Consider the following 17,312-nt stretch of genomic DNA (forward strand, 5'->3'; position numbering starts at 1 on the left):
ATGGCCAATCAGAACGACAGCTTCATCGACGAGGTCACCGAGGATCTGCGGCGCGACCGGCTGTTCATGCTGTTCCGTCGCTTCGGCTGGATCGCGCTGCTGGTCATCCTGGGCATCGTCGCGGGCGCCGCCTGGCGCGAATATGCGCGCAGCCAGAACGAGACCCGGGCCGAGGCCTGGGGCGATGCCGTGCTGGCCGCGCAACAGGCGTCCGACCCGGTCGCGGCGCTGGCCGCGGTCGATCCGCAGGGCGGGCAGGGCCGCAAGGCGCTGGCCGAGATGCTGGCCGCCGGCGCCGAGGCCGAGGCCGGCCTGGACCAGAAGGCCGCAGAGCGGCTCAAGGCCGCGGCCGCGGCGGTCAAGGACGACCCGGTGCTTCATGACCTGGCGCTGCTCAAGGCGGTGATGGCGGCGGGCCCGTCCATGGACGCGGCGGAACGCGACCGCATCCTGGCCGATCTGTCGAAACCCGGCGCCCCCTTCGAGCTGCTGGCGCTGGAGCAGAAGGCCGTGGCGCTGATCGGCGCCGGCCGGACCGAGGACGCGGTGACGCTGATCACCCAGATCCAGCAGAAGGACGGGCTTTCGCAGCCCTTGCGCCGCCGCCTGTCCGAGATGAAGATCACCCTGGGCGCCGAGCCCGAGCAACCGCAGGGCCCCGGCCCGCAACCCATGCCGGCCCCGGCCGCGAACTGAACCGGCGCCGCCCGCGCCGGCACGACAAGAACGGATCCCGCGGCCCGCGCCCCATCCCGCGCCGGCCCGGACAGAGGAGAGAGCGATGACGAGGCTGCCCCTGATCGCCGCTTTGGCCGGGCTGACCGCCCTTTCGGCCTGCCAGCAGCGCGACCCCATCCTGCCCGGAGAGCGGCTGGACCCGCGCGCGGTGCTGTCGCCCGACGGGCCGGTGACCGAGGGAGCGCCTGCGCCGACCACAGCCGCCCTGTCGCTGCCGCCGGTGCGCGGCAACAGCGACTGGCCGCAGCGCGCCGGCAGCGCCAGCCACGCCTCGGGCAATATGGCGATCGGCGCCGGCACCAGCCGGGTCTTTGCGGTGGCGATCGGCCAGGCCTCGGACAAGCGCCATCGCATCACCGCCGATCCGGTGGTGGCGGCGGGGCTGGTCTTCACCCTGGACAGCCAGTCCAGCGTCACCGCCACCACCACGGGCGGCGGCCGGGTCTGGAGCGTGGACCTGCGCCCGGCCGGCGAAGGCGACCGCAGCGTCTCGGGCGGCGGGCTGGCCTTCGAGGGCAACCGGGTCTTTGCCACCACCGGCTATGGCGAGCTGGTGGCGCTGGACGCGCGCACCGGCGGCATCGCCTGGCGCCAGCGGGTCGAGGCGCCGATCGGCGGCTCGCCCACGGTGCAGAACGGCGTGGTCTATGTCGGCGGCCGCGACGCCACCAGCTGGGCGGTGCGCGCCAATGACGGCAAGGTGCTGTGGCGCGCCTTCGGCAATGACGGCATGGCCGGGGTGATGGGCGTCTCGGCTCCGGCGGTCGCAGGCTCGACCGTGGTCTTCCCCTATGCCACGGGCGAGATCATGGGCGTTGACACGAACACCGGCAACCAGCTGTGGACCGCCAATGTCGCCGGCCAGCGCCTGGGCCGCGCGGTCGGCTATTTCCGCGACGTCACCGGCGATCCGGTGATCGCGGGCAATACGGTCTATGCCGGCACCAGTTCCGGCCGGGTCGCCGCCTTCGACCTCGCCACCGGCGCGATGAAATGGGAGGCGCGCGAGGGTGCCTCCAGCCCGGTGCTGGCGGTCGGCAATTCGGTGTTCCTGGTCAACGACCAGGCGCAGCTGATCCGGCTGGATGCCGCGAACGGCGGCCGGGTCTGGGCGCAGAAGCTGCCCTATTTCACCGAAGCCGTGATCCGCAAGCAGCAGAAGGTCTGGAACCACTATGGGCCGGTGCTGGCGGGGAACAAGCTTTACCTTGCCGGCTCGGACGGCTATCTGCGCGTCTTCGATCCCGCCTCGGGCGCGCTGATCGGCAATGCCCAGATCCCGGGCGGCGCCGCGGCGGCGCCGGCCGTGGCGGGCCAGACCCTTTACGTCGTCACCCATGACGGCCAGTTGATCGCGTATAGATGAGCTTCACCCTCGCCATCGTCGGGCGGCCGAATGTCGGCAAGTCCACCCTGTTCAACCGCCTGGTCGGCAAGCGCCTGGCGCTGGTCGACGACCAGCCCGGCGTGACCCGCGACCTGCGCGAAGGGCAGGGCCGCCTGGGCGACCTGCGCTTCATCGTGGTCGATTCGGCCGGTCTGGAAATGGCCGAGGACGACAGCCTGCAAGGCCGCATGCGCCGGTTGACCGAGCGCGCGGTCGATGAGGCCGACGTCTGCCTGTTCGTCATCGACGCCCGCGCCGGCGTGACCGCGGCCGACGAATATTTCGCCGACATCCTGCGCAAGCGGGCGAAACACATCATCCTGGCCGCCAACAAGGCCGAGGGCCGGGCCGGCGAATCCGGCGCGCTGGAGGCCTATGCCTTGGGCCTGGGCGAGCCGCTGCGGCTTTCGGCCGAGCATGGCGAGGGCATGGACGACCTCTATCGCGCCCTCCTGCCGCTGGCCGAGCAGTTCGAGGCCGCCAATGTCCAGCAGGCGCCCGAAACCGACATCGACCTGCCCGAGGACGGCGACGAGGAGGACGACGAAAGCTGGCGCCCCTCCGCCGCGAAGCCCTTGCAGATCGCGGTGATCGGCCGCCCGAACGCCGGCAAGTCGACCCTCATCAACAAGATCCTGGGCGAGGACCGGCTGCTGACCGGCCCCGAGGCCGGCATCACCCGCGATTCGATCAGCGTCAGCGCCGATTTCATGGGCACGCCGGTCCGCATCTTCGACACCGCCGGGATGCGGAAAAAGGCCCGCGTCACCGACAAGGTGGAAAAGCTTTCCGTCGCCGACGGGTTGCGCGCCGTGCGCTTTGCCGAGGTGGTGGTGGTGCTTCTGGACGTCGGCATCCCCTTCGAGCAGCAGGACCTGCGCATCGCCGATTTCGCCGAGACCGAGGGCCGCGCCGTGGTCATCGCCGCGAACAAGTGGGACCTGGAAGAGGACAAGCCGCAGAAGCTGAACGAGTTGCGCGAGGCCTTCGAGCGGCTCTTGCCGCAGCTGAAGGGGGCGCCCTTGGTGACGGTCTCGGCCCGCACCGGCAAGGGGCTGGACCGGCTGCACAATGCGATCCTGAAAGCGCATGAGGTCTGGAACCGCCGCATTCCGACCGCGCGGCTGAACCAGTGGCTGGGCGCCATGACCGAGGCGCATCCGCCGCCGGCGCCGGGCGGCCGGCGCATCCGGCTGCGCTACATGACCCAGGTGAAAACCCGGCCGCCGGCCTTCGTGGTCATGGCGACGCATGTCGACAAGCTGCCCGACAGCTATCAGCGTTATCTGGTCAATGGCTTGCGGGCGGATTTCGACATGCCCGGCACGCCGATCCGGCTGACCTTCCGCGACCAGGGCACGAAGAACCCCTACCGGGACAAGGCGAACAAGATCAACCAGTCGGGCGCGCTGTCCAAGCACAAGACCCGGCAGAAACCCAAGAGCGCCTAGGGGGCGTCTTCATTTAGGCGATCCACGCCATTGCGCAGGCGAGGTCGATGAAGGCTTTGAACGATGCGACAGTTTTCTCGCATCTCAGGGCGATACGGCGGAAGCGTTTGATCTGGTTGAAGAAGCACTCGACGAGGTGACGTTCCTTGTAGAGCGCCCGATCCAGAGGACGGCTCCCCGCACGGCTGCGGTTGCGCCTGATCTGGGCAGTGGCGTGCAGGTCATCGGCGATGAAGCGGCGCAGTGCCTCGGTGTCGTATCCGGCGTCGGCAACGACATGGCCGACGCCCGCGAGGCCCGCGATCAGCCCCTCGGCCTGCGGGCTGTCGGCCCAATGGCCCGGTGTGATCGCGAACCGGACCGGCAGGCCGAGCGCGTCCACCGCGGCATGGATCTTGGTCGTCAGCCCGCCGCGGGACCGGCCGATGGCGTGAGCCTCAAGCCCCCCTTTTGTGAGGTCGCATCGGCATGGACCTTCGATATGGTCGCGTCGATCAGCACGTATTCGAAATCGGGATCGGTGCTCAACTCCTTGAAAAGACGCTCCCATACCCCCGAGCGGGACCAGCGCCGGAACCGGGTGTAGACGCTCTTCCAGTGCCCCAGCTCCGGAGGAAGATCGCGCCAGGGCGAGGCACCCCGCGCCAGCCACAGCACCGCGTCGATGAGCAGTCGGTTGTCGGCGCCGCTGCGGCCCCGATCACCGGCCTTCCCGGGCAGCAGTGGCCCGATCCGATCCCATTGTACGCCCGTCAAGCTTCGCCTGCTCAAGATCGCCTCCGTTTTCGATCTTGAATCAGAACTTCCGCAACAGGGGAATTCCCAAATGAAGACGTCCTCTAGGTCGTCGCCCGAGGAGGGCGCTCTAGGTCGTCGCCCGCACCAGCGCCACGGCGATGATGGCGATGGCGACCACGGTCGCGGTGGCGATGGTGGCGTCGGTGCTGACCGTGCTGGCGGCGATGCCGATCAGCCCCCAGATCAGCGCCACGCTGAAGCCGGTGCGGCGCGGCATGCGCAGCTGCACGCTGACCGCCGCCACGGCACCGATCAGCGTGGCAAGCCCGACCGCCAGCTTCTGCGGCACCCCCAGCCGCTGCTCCAGCAGTCCGGCAAAGACCGTCAGGCAAACCAGCAGCGCCCAGCCGGCGATGAAGCCCAGCGTTGAGCTGCGCTTGACCACGGCGCCCTGCCGGATGCCGCGCAGCGCGGCGGCCAAGGCGCCGGCCAGCGTCACCGCCGACAGCAAAAAGGCCATGACCGGGGTCTGCGCCAGCAGCCAGGGCCAGACCGCGCCGACCAGCAGCGCCAGGATCAGCGGCGCATGTTCGGGCAGGCTCATGTCGCGGTCGTGCTGGCGCAGCAGGTCCTCGGGCACCGGCGGGCCGGCCAGCTGCGCCGGTGGCCGGCCGGCGCGGGCGATGCGGCGGATCTCCAGCCACAGCCGCAGCAGGTGATAACCCAGCGCCGCCCAGACCGTGGCCAGCAGCGCCAGCATGCCCGGGTCGCGCGGACGCAGGAACAGCCAGGCCAGGTCCACGCCCGGCGCCTCCGAGGGCGGGCCCGCTGCCGGCCGGCCCGGCATCAGCGCATAGGCCATGGTGCTGGCGATGAAGGCCAGCACCGCCACGGTCAGCAGCTGGGCGCCCATGCGAGACATGCGCAGGAAACGCAGCCCGGCGGGACCGGGTTTCGCGGCACGGGAATTCACGCGCCGCGCTTCAGGCCAGCACGCCGTCCGCGCCCAGCCGGGTCTTGCCGCCCAGATAGGGATGCAGCGCCTCGGGCAGCACCACCGAGCCGTCGGCCTGCTGGCCGTTCTCCAGCACCGCGATCAGCGTGCGCCCGACGGCCAGGCCCGAGCCGTTCAGCGTATGCACGAACTCGGGCTTGCCGCCGCCGTCCGGGCGATAGCGCGCGTTCATGCGCCGGGCCTGGAAATCGCCGCAATAGCTGACGCTGGAAATCTCGCGATAACGATCCTGCCCGGGCAGCCAGACCTCCAGGTCATGGGTGATGCGGGCGCCGAAGCCCATGTCGCCGCCGCACAGCACGATGGTGCGATAGGGCAGGCCCAGCCGCTCCAGCACCGCCTCGGCGCATTTCGTCATCCGGGCATGTTCCGCGACCCCCGAGGCGGCATCGGTGATCGAGACCATCTCGACCTTCTCGAACTGATGCTGGCGCAGCATGCCCGAGGTGTCGCGCCCGGCGCTGCCGGCTTCCGAGCGGAAGCACTGGCTATGCGCCACCATGCGGCGCGGCAGGCTGGCATGATCGACCAGCGCGCCGTTCACGGTATTGGTCAGCGTCACCTCCGAGGTCGGGATCAGCCACCAGCCCTCTCGGGTCTGATAGCTGTCCTCGCCGAATTTCGGCAATTGCCCGGTGCCCTCCATCATCTCCGAGAGCACCAGCACCGGGGTCCAGGTCTCTTCCAGCCCATGTTCGCTGCTGTGCAGGTCCAGCATGAACTGCGCCAGCGCCCGCTGCACCCGGGCGACGCCGCCCTTCAGCACCACGAAGCGCGAGCCGGAGAGCTTGGCGGCGGTCTCGAAATCCATGCCGGGCTTGACGCCCGCGATCTCGAAATGCTCGCGCGGGGGGAAATCGAAGCTGCGCGGCGCGCCCCAGCGGCGGATCTCGACATTGTCCTCCTCGTCCTTGCCGGGCGGTACGCTGTCCAGCGGCAGGTTCGGGATCGTCAGCAGCAGCTCACGCAGCTGCCCGTCCAGCGCCGAGGCCTCGGCCTGCATGGCGGCGATTTCGTCCTTCTTGGCGCCGACCAGGGCGCGCAGCCGCTCGAACTCGGCCTCGTCGCCGCGGCCCTTGGCGCTGCCTGCCTCCTTGCTGGCCTTGTTCTGTTCGGCCTGCGCGGTCTCGGCGGCCGCGATGCGGGCGCGACGCTCGGCATCCAGCGACAGGATCTGCGGCGACACCGGGGCCAGGTTGCGCAAGCCCAGGGCGGCGTCGAAAGCGGCGGGGTTTTCGCGGATGGCGCGGATGTCGTGCATAGCTGGACCCGTGTAAAGTAAGTGCTTACTACACGCTCGGATAACTCAAAGCGGCCTGGGGCGAAAGCCTTAGCCCTCCGCTTTTGCCAGCATGTCCCGCAACACCGGAAAGAACCTCTCGGCGCCGGGATAGCCTTCGAAGCGCGCCACCTCGGCGCCGCCACTCAGCAGGATGAAGGTCGGCGTCAGCCAGGGCCGCCGGGCCAGCGCCAGCCCGTCGGGATAGGGCCCGTCGCGATCGACCACCATCAGCGGCGCGGCCCTGCCCTCGGGGTGGGCGGCATAGACCGGCGCGATCTCGCGGTCCCACTGCGCGCAATAGACGCAGCCCTTGCGCCGCACCATCAAGAGCCGCAAGGGCGGCGCGGCCAGGGCCGGCCCCGCCGCGAAAACCGCCATCCCGGCCAGCATGATCCGTCGCGTCAGCATCATGGCGGCACGCTAGGCGCGCCTCTCCGGCGGGACAAGCGCGTTTACAGTTCTTTCTTGTGCAAATATCCACGGGGGTGCGGGGGCGGTAGGCCCCCGCCAGCGACAGCCGGGGAGGGGCGAGAGCATGGACGAGTTGACGGAACCGCTGGTGCAGGGCAATCGCCGCGCCTTGTCGCGTGCGATCACGCTGATCGAAAGCACCCGCCCGGAACACCGCGCCCGCGCCGTGCAGCTGCTGTCGGAGCTGCCGCCGCGCCAGGCGCTGCGCATCGGGCTTTCGGGCACGCCGGGCGTCGGCAAGTCCACCTTCATCGAGGCTTTCGGCAAGATGCTGACCGCGCAGGGGCTGAAGGTCGCGGTGCTGGCGGTCGATCCCAGCTCGGCGCGCTCGGGCGGCTCGATCCTGGGCGACAAGACCCGGATGGAGACGCTGAGCCGCGATCCGCTGGCCTTCATCCGCCCCTCGCCGTCCCGCGCCGAACTGGGCGGCGTCGCCCGCCGCACGCGCGAGACGGTGCGGCTGTGCGAAGGCGCGGGCTTCGACGTGGTGCTGATCGAGACGGTGGGCGTCGGGCAATCCGAGACCCTGGTCGCGGAAATGTCCGACCTGTTCATCCTGCTGCTTGCCCCGGCCGGCGGCGACGAGCTCCAGGGCGTCAAGCGCGGCATCATGGAGATTGCCGACATCATCTTGGTCAACAAGGCCGATGGCGAGCTGCGCGACACCGCGATGCGGACCGTCGCCGATTACGCCGGCGCCCTGCGACTGCTGCGCAAGCGCCCCTATGATCCGCCGGGCTTCCCCCGCGCCCTGCCGGTCTCGGCCTATTCCGGCGAGGGGCTGGAGCGCGCCTGGGCCGACATGACCGAGCTGGCCGACTGGCGCCGGGAACACGGCCATTTCGCCGCCCGCCGGGCCGAGCAGGCGCGGCACTGGTTCCTGTCCGAACTGCGCGCGGGCCTGCTGGCGCGGCTCGACCGCCCCGAGGTGCGCGGCCGGCTGCGGCGCATCGGCGACGCCGTGGCGCGGGGCGACAACGATCCCGACCGGGCGGCGGCGCAGATGCTCGACTGGCTGGCGACCGCGGGCGATTCGCATGGCCATCCCGGCTGATCCGGCGGCCGAACTGGCCCGGCTCATCGGCCCGCCGCCCGGGACGGCCCGGCTTGCGGCGCATTGGTTCGCCACGCCGCTGGGGGCGATGGTCGCGGTTGCCGACGGCGGCGCCTTGCACCTGCTGGAATTCGCCGACCGCCCGGAACTCGCGGCCGAGCTGCGGCGCCTCGCCGCCGAGGCGGGCGGCATCGCCCCCGGCCGCACCCCGGTCACCGACCTGACGGCGGCCCAGCTCGCCGCCTGGTTCGACGGCGCCCGCAGGGATTTCGACCTGCCGCTGGCCGCCTGGGGCACGCCCTTCCAGCGCCGGGTCTGGCAGGAGCTCTGCCGCATTCCCGCCGGCACCGTCCTCAGCTATGGCGCGCTGGCCCGGCGCATCGGCCAGCCCCGGGCGGTGCGGGCGGTGGCGCGGGCCAATGGGGCGAACCGGCTGGCGCTGGTGATTCCCTGCCATCGCATCCTGGGCGCCGACGGGGCCCTGACCGGCTATGGCGGCGGGCTGTGGCGCAAGCAGGCGCTGCTGCGGCATGAAAGCGGCGGTTCGCTGCTGCCGCAGCCGGCTTTCGCCGGGGATTTCCCGGCCGAAAAGGCTTGACGCGCGGCGAGACTGGCCTTATTCCCGCGCAGACGAAATTCCGGGCGCTGCCTCGCGGCGCCCTTTCATATTGCGGGCAACCGCTCAAACGAATCGAAGGAACAAGATCATGTCGCGCGTTTGCGAACTGACCGGCAAGGGCCCGATGAGCGGCAACAACGTCTCCCACGCCAACAACAAGACCCGTCGCCGCTTCCTGCCGAACCTGAACGAGGTTTCGCTGCTGTCCGAAAAGCTGGGCCGCAGCTACCAGCTGCGCATCTCGGCCGCGGCGCTGCGCTCGGTCGATCACCGTGGCGGCCTGGACGCCTTCCTGGCGAAAGCCAAGGACGCCGAGCTGTCGGACCGCGCGCTGAAGATCAAGCGCGAGCTGGCGAAAGAAGCCTGAGCCCGAAATCCCGCCGGGCCTGTCGATTCGAGGCCCGGTCGCGGATGCGATGCGCCCCGCCCATGGCGGGGCTTTTGCATGTCTGGCCCCTGGCTTCAGTTCCGGGCCTGCTGCTCGGCCGCGGTGCGGGCGATCAGCTCCTCGACCTTCGGGCCCAGCGATTCGACGATCAGCGCCACGCCCTTGGCCGAGGCATGCATGCCGTCCTGTTGCAGCAGCGACATATAGGCCTCGCCCGGCTGGTCGTAGAGCGGCTGATACAGGTTCGGAAACACCAGCGCGTCGTGGCGCGCGCCCAGCCGCGGCCAGATCGCGGCCCAGTCGTCGCGCAGCGGCTCGTCCTGCTGCGGCAGGGCGATGCCGACCAGCAGCAGCGGCTTGTCGCCCGTCCCGGCCTGGGTCAGGATGGAATCGAGGTTCTTCTCGGCCATGCCGGGGGTGAAGCCCATCAAGAGATCGTTGCCGCCCAGCTGGACGATGACCGCGTCGGGCTTGTGGCGGGCCAGCGAATAGCCGATCCGCACCCGCCCGCCGGCGGTGGTATCGCCCGAAAGCCCGCCGTTCAGCAGCACCACGTCATGGCCGCGCGCCTTGAGCCAGGCTTGCAGCTGCGGCACCAGCCCCTTGCCCTTCGGCAGGCCCAGCCCCTCGGTCAGGCTGTCGCCGAAGGCGAGGATGCGCAGCGGCGCCGCGGCCAGCGGCCCGGCCGCCAAGGCCAGCATCAGGGTGAACAGCAGGGCCTTCAGTTTCATCCCGCTCTCCTTAAGCGCAACGCATTACTGACCACGAAGACCGAGGACAGCGCCATGGCGCCCGCCCCCAGCATGGGCGACATCTGCGGCCCGCCAAAGGGCACCAGCGCCCCCATGGCGACCGGAATCAGCGCCGCATTATAGCCGAAGGCCCAGAAAAGGTTCTGCCGGATATTGCGCATCACGTCGCGCGACAGCCGGATGGCGCGGGGCACGCCCAAGGGATCGCCGCCGACCAGCACCACCTCGGCCGATTCGATGGCGACATCGGTGCCGGTGCCGATGGCGATGCCGGTCTCGGCCGCCGCCAGCGCCGGGGCGTCGTTGATGCCGTCGCCGACGAAGACCGTGCCGCGGCCGCCGTCATGCCCCATGTCGCGGATCGCGGCCAGCTTGCCCTCGGGCAGGACGCCGGCGGTGACGTCGTCGATGCCCAGCCTGCCGCCGACCGCCTGGGCCGTGGCCGGCACGTCGCCCGAGATCATCGCCGTGCGCAGCCCCATCTCGTGCAGCGCGGCGATGGCCTCGGCCGCCTCGGGGCGGACGGGATCGGCCATGGCCATGGCGGCGACGTGGCGCCCGTCCAGCGCCAGATGCACCGGCGTCGCGCCATCCGCGGCCCAGCCTTCGGCGCGGCCCAGCAGACTGGGCGCGGCGGCAACGCCGGCCTCGGCCAGCGCGGCGGCATTGCCGATCAGCAGGGCATGGCCCTCGACCTCGGCCGTCAGCCCGCGCCCGGCGCTGGCGGTCACGGCGCTGGCCGGGGCCAGCGTCACGCCCTCGCGCCGCGCGGCGGCCAGGATCGCGGTGGCCAGCGGATGCTCCGAGCGCGCCTCGGCGCTGGCGGCCAGCCGCAGCGCCTCGGCGCGGTCGATGCCCTCCACCGCCATCTCGGTCAGGGCAGGGGCGCCTTGCGTCAGCGTGCCGGTCTTGTCGAAGGCGACCACGCGCGCCTCGGCCAGCCGTTGCAGCGCGTCGCCGCGCCGGAACAGCACGCCCAGCTCGGCGCCGCGCCCGGTGCCGACCATGATCGAGACCGGCACCGCCAGCCCCATGGCGCAGGGGCAGGCGATGATCAGGACCGAGATCGCCGCCACCAGCGCCGGCCCCAGCGTGCCCGCGAAGACCATCCACAGCACGAAGGTCAGCGCGGCAAGGCCCATCACCACCGGGACGAAGACCGCGGTGATGCGGTCGACCAGCGCCTGCACCGGCAGCTTGGCGGCCTGCGCGTCCTCGACCATGCGGATGATGCGCGCGAGCACCGTGTCGGCGCCGGTGGCGGTGACGCGGAAGCTGAGCGCCGCGCCGGTGTTGACCGTGCCGCCCGTCACCCGGTCGCCCGGGGTCTTGAGCACCGGCAGCGGCTCGCCGGTCAGCATGGATTCGTCGATATGGCCGCTGCCCTCGGTCAGCACGCCGTCCACCGCAACGCGCTCGCCGGGGCGCAGGTGGACGATGTCGCCGGGGCGCAGTTCGGCCACCGGCAGTTCGCGCGCCGCGCCGTCACGCTGGACCAGCGCCGTATCGGGGGCCAGCTCGACCAGCCGGCGGATGGCGTCGCCGGCCTGGCCCTTGGCCCGCGCCTCCAGCCAGCGGCCCAGCAGGATCAGCGTGACGATGACCGCGGCGGCCTCGAAATACACATGCCGCGAATCCTCGGGCAGCAGGCCGGGGGCAAAGGTCGCCACGGTCGAGTAAAGCCACGCCGCCGAGGCGCCGAGCGCGACCAGGCTGTTCATCTCGGGCGCGCGGCGGGCGAGCGCGGGAAAGCCGATGCGGAAGAACATCCGCCCCGGCCCGGCCAGCACCGCCGTGGTCAGCAGGAATTCCAGCACCCACAGCAGCTGCTGGCCGATCGCCATATGCAGCCAGTGGTGGAAACCGGGGAAGGCATGGCCGCCCATCTCGGCCACGAAGACCGGCAGGGTCAGCGCCAGCGCGACCAGGAAATGGCGCTTCAGCGTCGCGGCGTCGGTGCCGTGGTCGTGCATGTGAGGGCCGGCCTCGGCCTGCACCTCGGCCGGATAGCCCTTGGCGGTCACCGCTTCGGCCAGCGCCTGCGGCGTGACAGCGGGCGAATGCAGCACCGTGGCGCTGCCGGTCGCCAGGTTCACCTGCGCCGAGCTCAAGCCCGGCAGGGCCGAGAGCGCCTTTTCCACCCGGCCCGAGCACGAGGCGCAGGTCATGCCCTCGACATTCAGGCGGGTCTGCAGCGGTTCGGCCGGATAGCCGGCGCCCTGCAGCGCGGCGACGGCGCCGCTCAGCGCCTCGGGCGTGGCGACGCGGAAATGCGCCCGGCCGGTCGCCAGGTTCACCTGCGGGTCGGAAAGGCCGGGCACGGCGCGCAGCGCCTTTTCCACGCGCCCCACGCAAGAGGCGCAGCTCATGCCGGTGACGGTCAGCTCGGCATCGGTCGGATGTTTGGTCATGGGTCCTGTCCTGTCAGAATGGCGGTTCGTCGCGATTCAGACGGGACAGGGCGGGGCCTGCGGGCGTTGCGGCGGGTCGTGCAGGACCCGCATCACCGGCGGCGGATCCTCGGGCGCAGGGCGCCAGCGCAGCGGGTGGCCGTTGCCGGCCAGCACCGGACGGGCCAGCCGCCGGCGCGCGCCGGCATGGCAGCGGCAGCCGCGTCCGCCCCGGCCCCGGCACAGATGCGCGGGGCGAGGCGTGGCTTTGCGGGGCTGGGGGCGCGTGGCGCAGCACATCGGCAGGCTCCTTCCCGATGCAAGCTAGGCACGTTTGCCGCGCGATTCAACCGCGTCACGGCGCTTTGAGTTGATCCCGCGCGCGTGAGCGGTTAGGCGGATGGGCAAGGATTGCAAGGATTCAGGACGCAGAGATGAACCGCAGACAGATGCTGATGGCCGCGCTGCCGCTGGTGGCCGCGCCCACGCTGCTTTTCGCGCAGGAAAAGGCGCAGCCCGCCGCCGCCAAGGCCCAGGCCGAGCCGAAGCGCGACCCCTATGCCCCGACCGAAGTGGCGATCCGCAACGATTTCGAGGTCGGCAGCATCGTCGTGGTCTCGAAGGACTTCTTCCTGTATCACGTCGTGGCACCGGGCCGGGCGATCCGCTATGGCGTCGCCGTCGGCAAGGACGAGCTGGTCTGGAAGGGCCGCGCCACCGTCGGCCGCAAGACCGAATGGCCGAGCTGGCGCCCGACGCCGGCGATGATCAAGCGCAAGCCGGCGCAATACGGCAAATGGGCCGATGGCATGCCGGGCGGCCCGACCAACCCGCTGGGGGCCCGCGCGCTTTACATGTATGATGCCAAGGGCAACGACACCTCGATCCGCATCCACGGCACGACTGAGCCGAATTCGATCGGCCGCGCCGTCTCGAACGGCTGCATCCGCATGCGCAACGAGGCGGTGATGGACCTTTACGAGCAGGTCCCGGTCGGCACCCCGGTCTATGTCTACTGATTGGACATCCGCCTGACATCCCTGTCGGATCCGGCGCTGGCCGGGTTCGACGCCGTGATCGACACGCGCTCGCCCTCGGAATTCGCCGAGGACCACCTGCCGGGCGCGATCAACCTGCCGGTGCTGTCGGACGAGGAGCGCGCGCAGGTCGGCACGATCTACAAGCAGGTTTCCCCGTTCGATGCCCGCAAGCTGGGCGGCGCCCTGGTCGCCGCCAATGCCGCGCGCCATATCGCCGGGCCGCTGGCGGGGTTCGGCGGCGGCTGGCGGCCCTTGGTCTATTGCTGGCGCGGCGGGCAGCGCTCGGGCGCCTTTGCCACCATTCTGGGCCAGATCGGCTGGCGCGTCGGTCGCATCGAGGGCGGCTACAAGGCCTGGCGGTCGCTGGTGGTGGCGCGGGTGACGGCCGATGTCGCGGCGCCGGTCGTGGTGCTGGACGGCAACACCGGCAGCGCCAAGACCGAGATCCTGCATCGCCTGGCCGCGCGCGGGCATCAGGTGCTGGACCTGGAGGGGCTCGCCAACCATCGCGGCAGCCTGTTCGGCGCCCTGCCGGGCGGGCAGCCGTCGCAGAAGCTGTTCGAAAGCCGGCTCGCCATGGCGCTGGAGGCGCTGGACCCCGCGCGCCCGCTGCTGGTCGAGGCCGAAAGCTCGCGCATCGGCGAGGTGAACCTGCCGCGCGGCATCTGGCAGGCGATCATCGCCGCGCCTCGGCTGCGGCTGGCGGTGCCGGTCGAGGCCCGCGCCGCCTATACCGCCCAAAGCTATGGCGATGCCTGCGCCGAGCCGGCGCGGGTGGCGCGCATCGTCGAAAGCCTGCGCCCGCTGCATCCGGCCGAGCGCATCGCGGATTGGCTGCGCCTGGTTCAGGCGCGGGACTGGACCGGCCTGGCGCTGGGGCTGATGCGCGACCATTACGACCCGCGCTATGACAAGCACCGCGCCCGGCATGACGGCGGTCGCGGCCGGGTGGTGGCGTTGGAGCGGCTGGACGACCTGGACGCGGCGACGACCCGGGTCGAGGCGGCGCTGGCGGGGCTCAATCGGTGAGGGCATTGCCCGCCTTCGCGGTCAGCGGCCTCCGGCGGGGATATTTGCACAAGAAAGAAGCTCAGGCGCCGAGGAAGCGGCGCAGGATGCGTTCCAGCTTGGCGGCGCCCAGCGGCGCCATGGCCTTGGTATGGTCATGGCTGATCGCTTCGTCCGAGAGCCCGGCGCCCATGTTGGTGATGACCGAGATGGCGGCGCAGTCGAGGCCGAGGAAGCGTGCCAGGATGATTTCCGGCACGGTGGACATGCCGACGGCATCGGCGCCCAGGGCTCGGGCGGCGCGGATCTCGGCCGGGGTTTCGAAGCTGGGGCCCGAGAACCAGCAATAGACGCCTTCGGGCAGGGGGAGCCCCTCGGCGGCCGCGGCGGCTTGCAGGGCGGCGCGCAGGCCGGGGTCGTGGGCGGCGGTCATGGGGACGAAACGGGCGTCGCTCGGCTCGCCGATCAGCGGGTTGGTGCCGGAGAAGTTGATATGGTCCGAGAGCAGCATCAGCGCGCCGGGCGGCAGGTCGGGGCGCAGCGAGCCCGCGGCATTGGTCAGGATCAGGCGCCGGCAGCCGAGCGCCCGCAGCACCTCGAGCGGCAGCCGCATGGCGTCGGCGCGGCCGGATTCGTAGTAATGCGCCCGGCCGCCGAAGACCGCGACGCGCCGCCCCTCCAGCCGGCCGATCACCAGTTGCGGCACATGGCCCGAGACCCCGGCATGGGGAAAGCCCGGCAGGTCGGAATAAGGGATCGCCGTGCCCTGAACCGCTGCCGCCAGATGGCCCAGGCCCGATCCCAGCACCAGCCCGTATTCCGGCGGCTCCGCGCCGGCACGGGCGCGGATCAGTTGGGCAAGCTCAGCGCTCTTTGACATAGGGCTCTCCGCCCGCGCGCGGCGGGATGGCGCGGCCGACGAAACCGGCCAGGATGATGACGGTCAGGATATAGGGCAGGGCGTTCATGAACATCGACGGCACCGTGACCGGCCCCAGGTCGAGGTTCGGATAGCGGTTCGCCACCGCCTCCATCAGGCCGAAGAGGAAGCAGGCGCCGAGCGCCGGCCAGGGCCGCCATTTGGCGAAGATCAGCGCCGCCAGCGCGATGAAGCCGCGGCCGGCCGTCATCTCCTTGACGAAGCCGGCCGAGATCGCCGTGGCGAGATAGGCCCCGGCGATGCCGCACAGCACGCCGCAGATCAGCACGGCGCCGTAGCGCAGCCGCGTGACCGAGACGCCGGCGGTGTCGACCGAGGCCGGATTCTCGCCCACCGCGCGCAGCCGCAGGCCGAAGCGGGTGCGATACAGCACCCACCAGGTCAGCGGCACCATGGCGAAGGCGAGGTAGACCAGCACCGAATGGCCCGAGATCAGCTCGGCATAGAGGCGCCCGATCACCGGCACCGGCCGCAGGGCCTCGGCAAAGGGCAGGGTGATCTCGGTAAAGCGCGCGGCGCCCTGCAGCGATGGCGTGCGGCCGCCAAGCGCAAAGATCTTCTGCCCCAGGAGCACCGTCAGCCCGGAGGCGAGGAAGTTGATCGCCACGCCCGAAATCAGCTGGTTGCCGCGGAAGATGATCGAGGCCAGCCCATGCAGCGCCGCCAGCGCCAGCGCGCCGCCGATCCCGGCCAGCAGCCCCAGCCAGGCGCTGCCGGTCGCAAAGGCCAGCGCGCCGGCGCAAAAGGCCGCCATCAGCATCTTGCCCTCCAGCCCGATGTCGAAGACCCCGGCGCGTTCCGAATAAAGCCCGGCCAGGCAGGCCAGCAGCAGCGGCACCATCAGCCGCACGGCGGAATCGAGGATCTGGATCAGCGTCGCGAAATCCATCACGCCCCCCTGCGGCCGCGCGCGAACAGCCGCTCGAGCGGCAGGCGCACCATATTGTCCAGCGCGCCGGTGAACAGGATCACCAGCGCCTGGATCACCACGATCAACTCGCGCGGGATCGTGGTCCACAGCGCCAGCTCGCCCCCGCCCTGATACAGGAACCCGAAGAGCAGTGCGGCCAGCAGGATGCCGAAGGGATGGTTGCGGCCCATCAGCGCCACGGCGATGCCGATGAAACCGGCGCCCTCGACCGCGTTCAGGACCAGCCGCTCGGCCTCGCCCATGACGTTGTTGACCGCCATCAGCCCCGCCAGCGCGCCCGAGATCAGCATGGCCAGCACGGTGATCCGCACGGGCGAGATCCCGGCATAAAGCGCCGCCGGCTCGGACTTGCCGAAGGCGCGGATCTCATAGCCCAGCCGCGTGCGCCAGATCAGCAGCCAGACCAGCAGGCAGGCGGCGATGGCGATGAAGAAGGTGACGTTGGCCGGAGTGTTCTCGCCCCAGCCCAGTCCCAGCGCCGCCGCCATGTCCGACAGTTTCGGCAGATGCGTCGCCGGCGCGAAATTGGCCGAGGCCGGGTCCATGCTGCCGACCGGGCGCAGCACGTTGACCAGCACATAATTCAGCAGCGCCGCGGCGATAAAGTTGAACATGATGGTGGTGATGACGACATGGCTGCCGCGCCGGGCCTGCAACCAGGCCGGTACCAGCGCCCAGAGCGCGCCGAAACCCGCCGCCCCGATCATCGCCGCCGGCAGCGCCAGCGCCCAATGCGGCCAGGGCACCGACAGCAGCACCAGCGCGACCCCCAGGCCCCCCAGGGCGGCCTGGCCCTCGCCACCGATGTTGAACAGCCCGGCGTGATAGGCGACCATGACCGCCAGCCCGGTGAAGATGAAATTCGTGGCATAATACAGCGTGAAGCCCCAGCCATAGCTGGACCCCAGCGCGCCCTCGACCATGACCTTCAGCGCCTCGGCCGGGCTTTCGCCGATGGCCAGGATCACCAGGGCCGAGATCGCGAAGGCCAGCGCCAGCGAGATCAGCGGCGTCAGGACCACATCCGCCCATTTCGGCATTCGCTGCATCAGCCCGCCTCCCCCGGCTTTCTCTGTTGTCCAAATACCCCCGCCGGAGGCCAGCCGCC

At 70.8% G+C, this 17,312-nt stretch carries 18 protein-coding genes; 8 read left to right on the forward strand and 10 right to left on the reverse strand.

Going from position 1 to position 17,312, the window contains the following annotated elements; genetic code table 11:
* The 3 genes from ASV56_RS10305 to der all read left to right on the forward strand — a co-directional run bounded on the left by ASV56_RS10305 (position 1) and on the right by der (position 3,576).
* Entirely contained in the window at positions 1 to 696 is a 696-nt protein-coding gene (locus ASV56_RS10305; protein WP_062561887.1) for a tetratricopeptide repeat protein, read from the forward strand.
* 85 nt (positions 697 to 781) lie between these two features.
* Positions 782 to 2,104: a PQQ-binding-like beta-propeller repeat protein gene (locus tag ASV56_RS10310; protein WP_062561888.1), complete on the forward strand. Its 1,323-nt coding sequence runs from the start codon at positions 782 to 784 to the stop codon at positions 2,102 to 2,104.
* Positions 2,101 to 3,576 carry a ribosome biogenesis GTPase Der gene (der, locus tag ASV56_RS10315; protein WP_062561889.1) on the forward strand — a complete coding sequence of 492 codons (1,476 nt, stop codon included), beginning with the start codon at positions 2,101 to 2,103 and terminating at the stop codon, positions 3,574 to 3,576. Before ASV56_RS10310 ends, der begins: the two co-directional genes overlap by 4 nt.
* Positions 3,577 to 3,589: 13 nt before the next feature.
* Here der and ASV56_RS23545 read toward each other — a convergent pair.
* From ASV56_RS23545 to ASV56_RS10340, 4 genes are all read right to left on the reverse strand, one after another.
* Positions 3,590 to 4,347 (reverse strand): IS5 family transposase gene (locus tag ASV56_RS23545; protein WP_156429122.1). Its coding sequence is split into 2 segments (ribosomal slippage): positions 3,590 to 4,023 and positions 4,023 to 4,347, totalling 759 coding nucleotides; the frame shifts between segments, so codons are not numbered across the junction.
* Between the two features lie 94 nt (positions 4,348 to 4,441).
* A complete protein-coding gene (locus ASV56_RS10330; protein ID WP_253879950.1) occupies positions 4,442 to 5,287 on the reverse strand; it encodes a hypothetical protein in 846 nt (281 codons plus the stop codon).
* A gap of 10 nt (positions 5,288 to 5,297) precedes the next feature.
* Positions 5,298 to 6,590: a serine--tRNA ligase gene (gene serS / locus ASV56_RS10335; RefSeq protein ID WP_062561891.1), complete on the reverse strand. Its 1,293-nt coding sequence runs from the start codon at positions 6,588 to 6,590 to the stop codon at positions 5,298 to 5,300.
* Positions 6,591 to 6,659: 69 nt separating this feature from the next.
* Positions 6,660 to 7,022 (reverse strand): thioredoxin domain-containing protein, encoded by a 363-nt coding sequence (locus tag ASV56_RS10340; protein WP_062561892.1) that lies wholly within the window; start codon positions 7,020 to 7,022, stop codon positions 6,660 to 6,662.
* Positions 7,023 to 7,146: 124 nt separating this feature from the next.
* Here ASV56_RS10340 and meaB point away from each other — a divergent pair, with 124 nt between their 5' ends.
* From meaB to rpmB, 3 genes are all read left to right on the forward strand, one after another.
* Positions 7,147 to 8,136: a methylmalonyl Co-A mutase-associated GTPase MeaB gene (gene meaB, locus ASV56_RS10345; RefSeq protein WP_062561893.1), complete on the forward strand. Its 990-nt coding sequence runs from the start codon at positions 7,147 to 7,149 to the stop codon at positions 8,134 to 8,136.
* The gene (locus tag ASV56_RS10350; protein ID WP_062561894.1) at positions 8,120 to 8,734 is read left to right on the forward strand and encodes a methylated-DNA--[protein]-cysteine S-methyltransferase; all 615 of its coding nucleotides are present in this window, start codon (positions 8,120 to 8,122) and stop codon (positions 8,732 to 8,734) included. The genes meaB and ASV56_RS10350 overlap by 17 nt, the downstream gene beginning before the upstream one ends.
* Before the next feature lie 109 nt (positions 8,735 to 8,843).
* Complete coding sequence (gene rpmB / locus ASV56_RS10355; RefSeq protein ID WP_017999458.1) at positions 8,844 to 9,122, forward strand: 50S ribosomal protein L28; 279 nt, start codon at positions 8,844 to 8,846, stop codon at positions 9,120 to 9,122.
* Positions 9,123 to 9,217: 95 nt separating this feature from the next.
* Here the strand turns inward: rpmB and ASV56_RS10360 are convergent, their stop codons facing one another.
* The 3 genes from ASV56_RS10360 to ASV56_RS10370 are packed head-to-tail and all read right to left on the reverse strand — an operon-like array spanning position 9,218 to position 12,585.
* Complete coding sequence (locus tag ASV56_RS10360) at positions 9,218 to 9,874, reverse strand: arylesterase (RefSeq protein ID WP_062561895.1); 657 nt, start codon at positions 9,872 to 9,874, stop codon at positions 9,218 to 9,220.
* Positions 9,871 to 12,306 carry a heavy metal translocating P-type ATPase gene (locus tag ASV56_RS10365; protein WP_062561896.1) on the reverse strand — a complete coding sequence of 812 codons (2,436 nt, stop codon included), beginning with the start codon at positions 12,304 to 12,306 and terminating at the stop codon, positions 9,871 to 9,873. The genes ASV56_RS10360 and ASV56_RS10365 overlap by 4 nt, the downstream gene beginning before the upstream one ends.
* Before the next feature lie 36 nt (positions 12,307 to 12,342).
* Positions 12,343 to 12,585 carry a hypothetical protein gene (locus ASV56_RS10370; RefSeq protein WP_062561897.1) on the reverse strand — a complete coding sequence of 81 codons (243 nt, stop codon included), beginning with the start codon at positions 12,583 to 12,585 and terminating at the stop codon, positions 12,343 to 12,345.
* Between the two features lie 134 nt (positions 12,586 to 12,719).
* On the opposite strand from ASV56_RS10370, the gene ASV56_RS10375 reads away from it, so the two are divergent.
* Positions 12,720 to 13,304, forward strand: coding sequence for a L,D-transpeptidase (locus tag ASV56_RS10375; RefSeq protein WP_017999462.1), 585 nt, complete (start codon positions 12,720 to 12,722; stop codon positions 13,302 to 13,304).
* Positions 13,305 to 14,354 carry a tRNA 2-selenouridine(34) synthase MnmH gene (gene mnmH / locus ASV56_RS10380; protein ID WP_062561898.1) on the forward strand — a complete coding sequence of 350 codons (1,050 nt, stop codon included), beginning with the start codon at positions 13,305 to 13,307 and terminating at the stop codon, positions 14,352 to 14,354. It begins immediately after the preceding gene.
* A 61-nt stretch (positions 14,355 to 14,415) separates the two neighbouring features.
* On the opposite strand, the gene ASV56_RS10385 is transcribed toward mnmH, so the two are convergent.
* The 3 genes from ASV56_RS10385 to ASV56_RS10395 are packed head-to-tail and all read right to left on the reverse strand — an operon-like array spanning position 14,416 to position 17,253.
* Complete coding sequence (locus ASV56_RS10385) at positions 14,416 to 15,213, reverse strand: purine-nucleoside phosphorylase (protein ID WP_062561899.1); 798 nt, start codon at positions 15,211 to 15,213, stop codon at positions 14,416 to 14,418.
* Entirely contained in the window at positions 15,197 to 16,162 is a 966-nt protein-coding gene (locus ASV56_RS10390; RefSeq protein ID WP_062561900.1) for an ABC transporter permease, read from the reverse strand. The genes ASV56_RS10385 and ASV56_RS10390 overlap by 17 nt, the downstream gene beginning before the upstream one ends.
* A complete protein-coding gene (locus tag ASV56_RS10395) occupies positions 16,162 to 17,253 on the reverse strand; it encodes an ABC transporter permease (protein ID WP_062561901.1) in 1,092 nt (363 codons plus the stop codon). Before ASV56_RS10395 ends, ASV56_RS10390 begins: the two co-directional genes overlap by 1 nt.
* Positions 17,254 to 17,312 lie beyond the last annotated feature (59 nt).

The sequence above is a fragment of the Paracoccus aminovorans genome (assembly GCF_001546115.1).
Taxonomy (GTDB): Bacteria; Pseudomonadota; Alphaproteobacteria; order Rhodobacterales; family Rhodobacteraceae; genus Paracoccus; species Paracoccus aminovorans_B.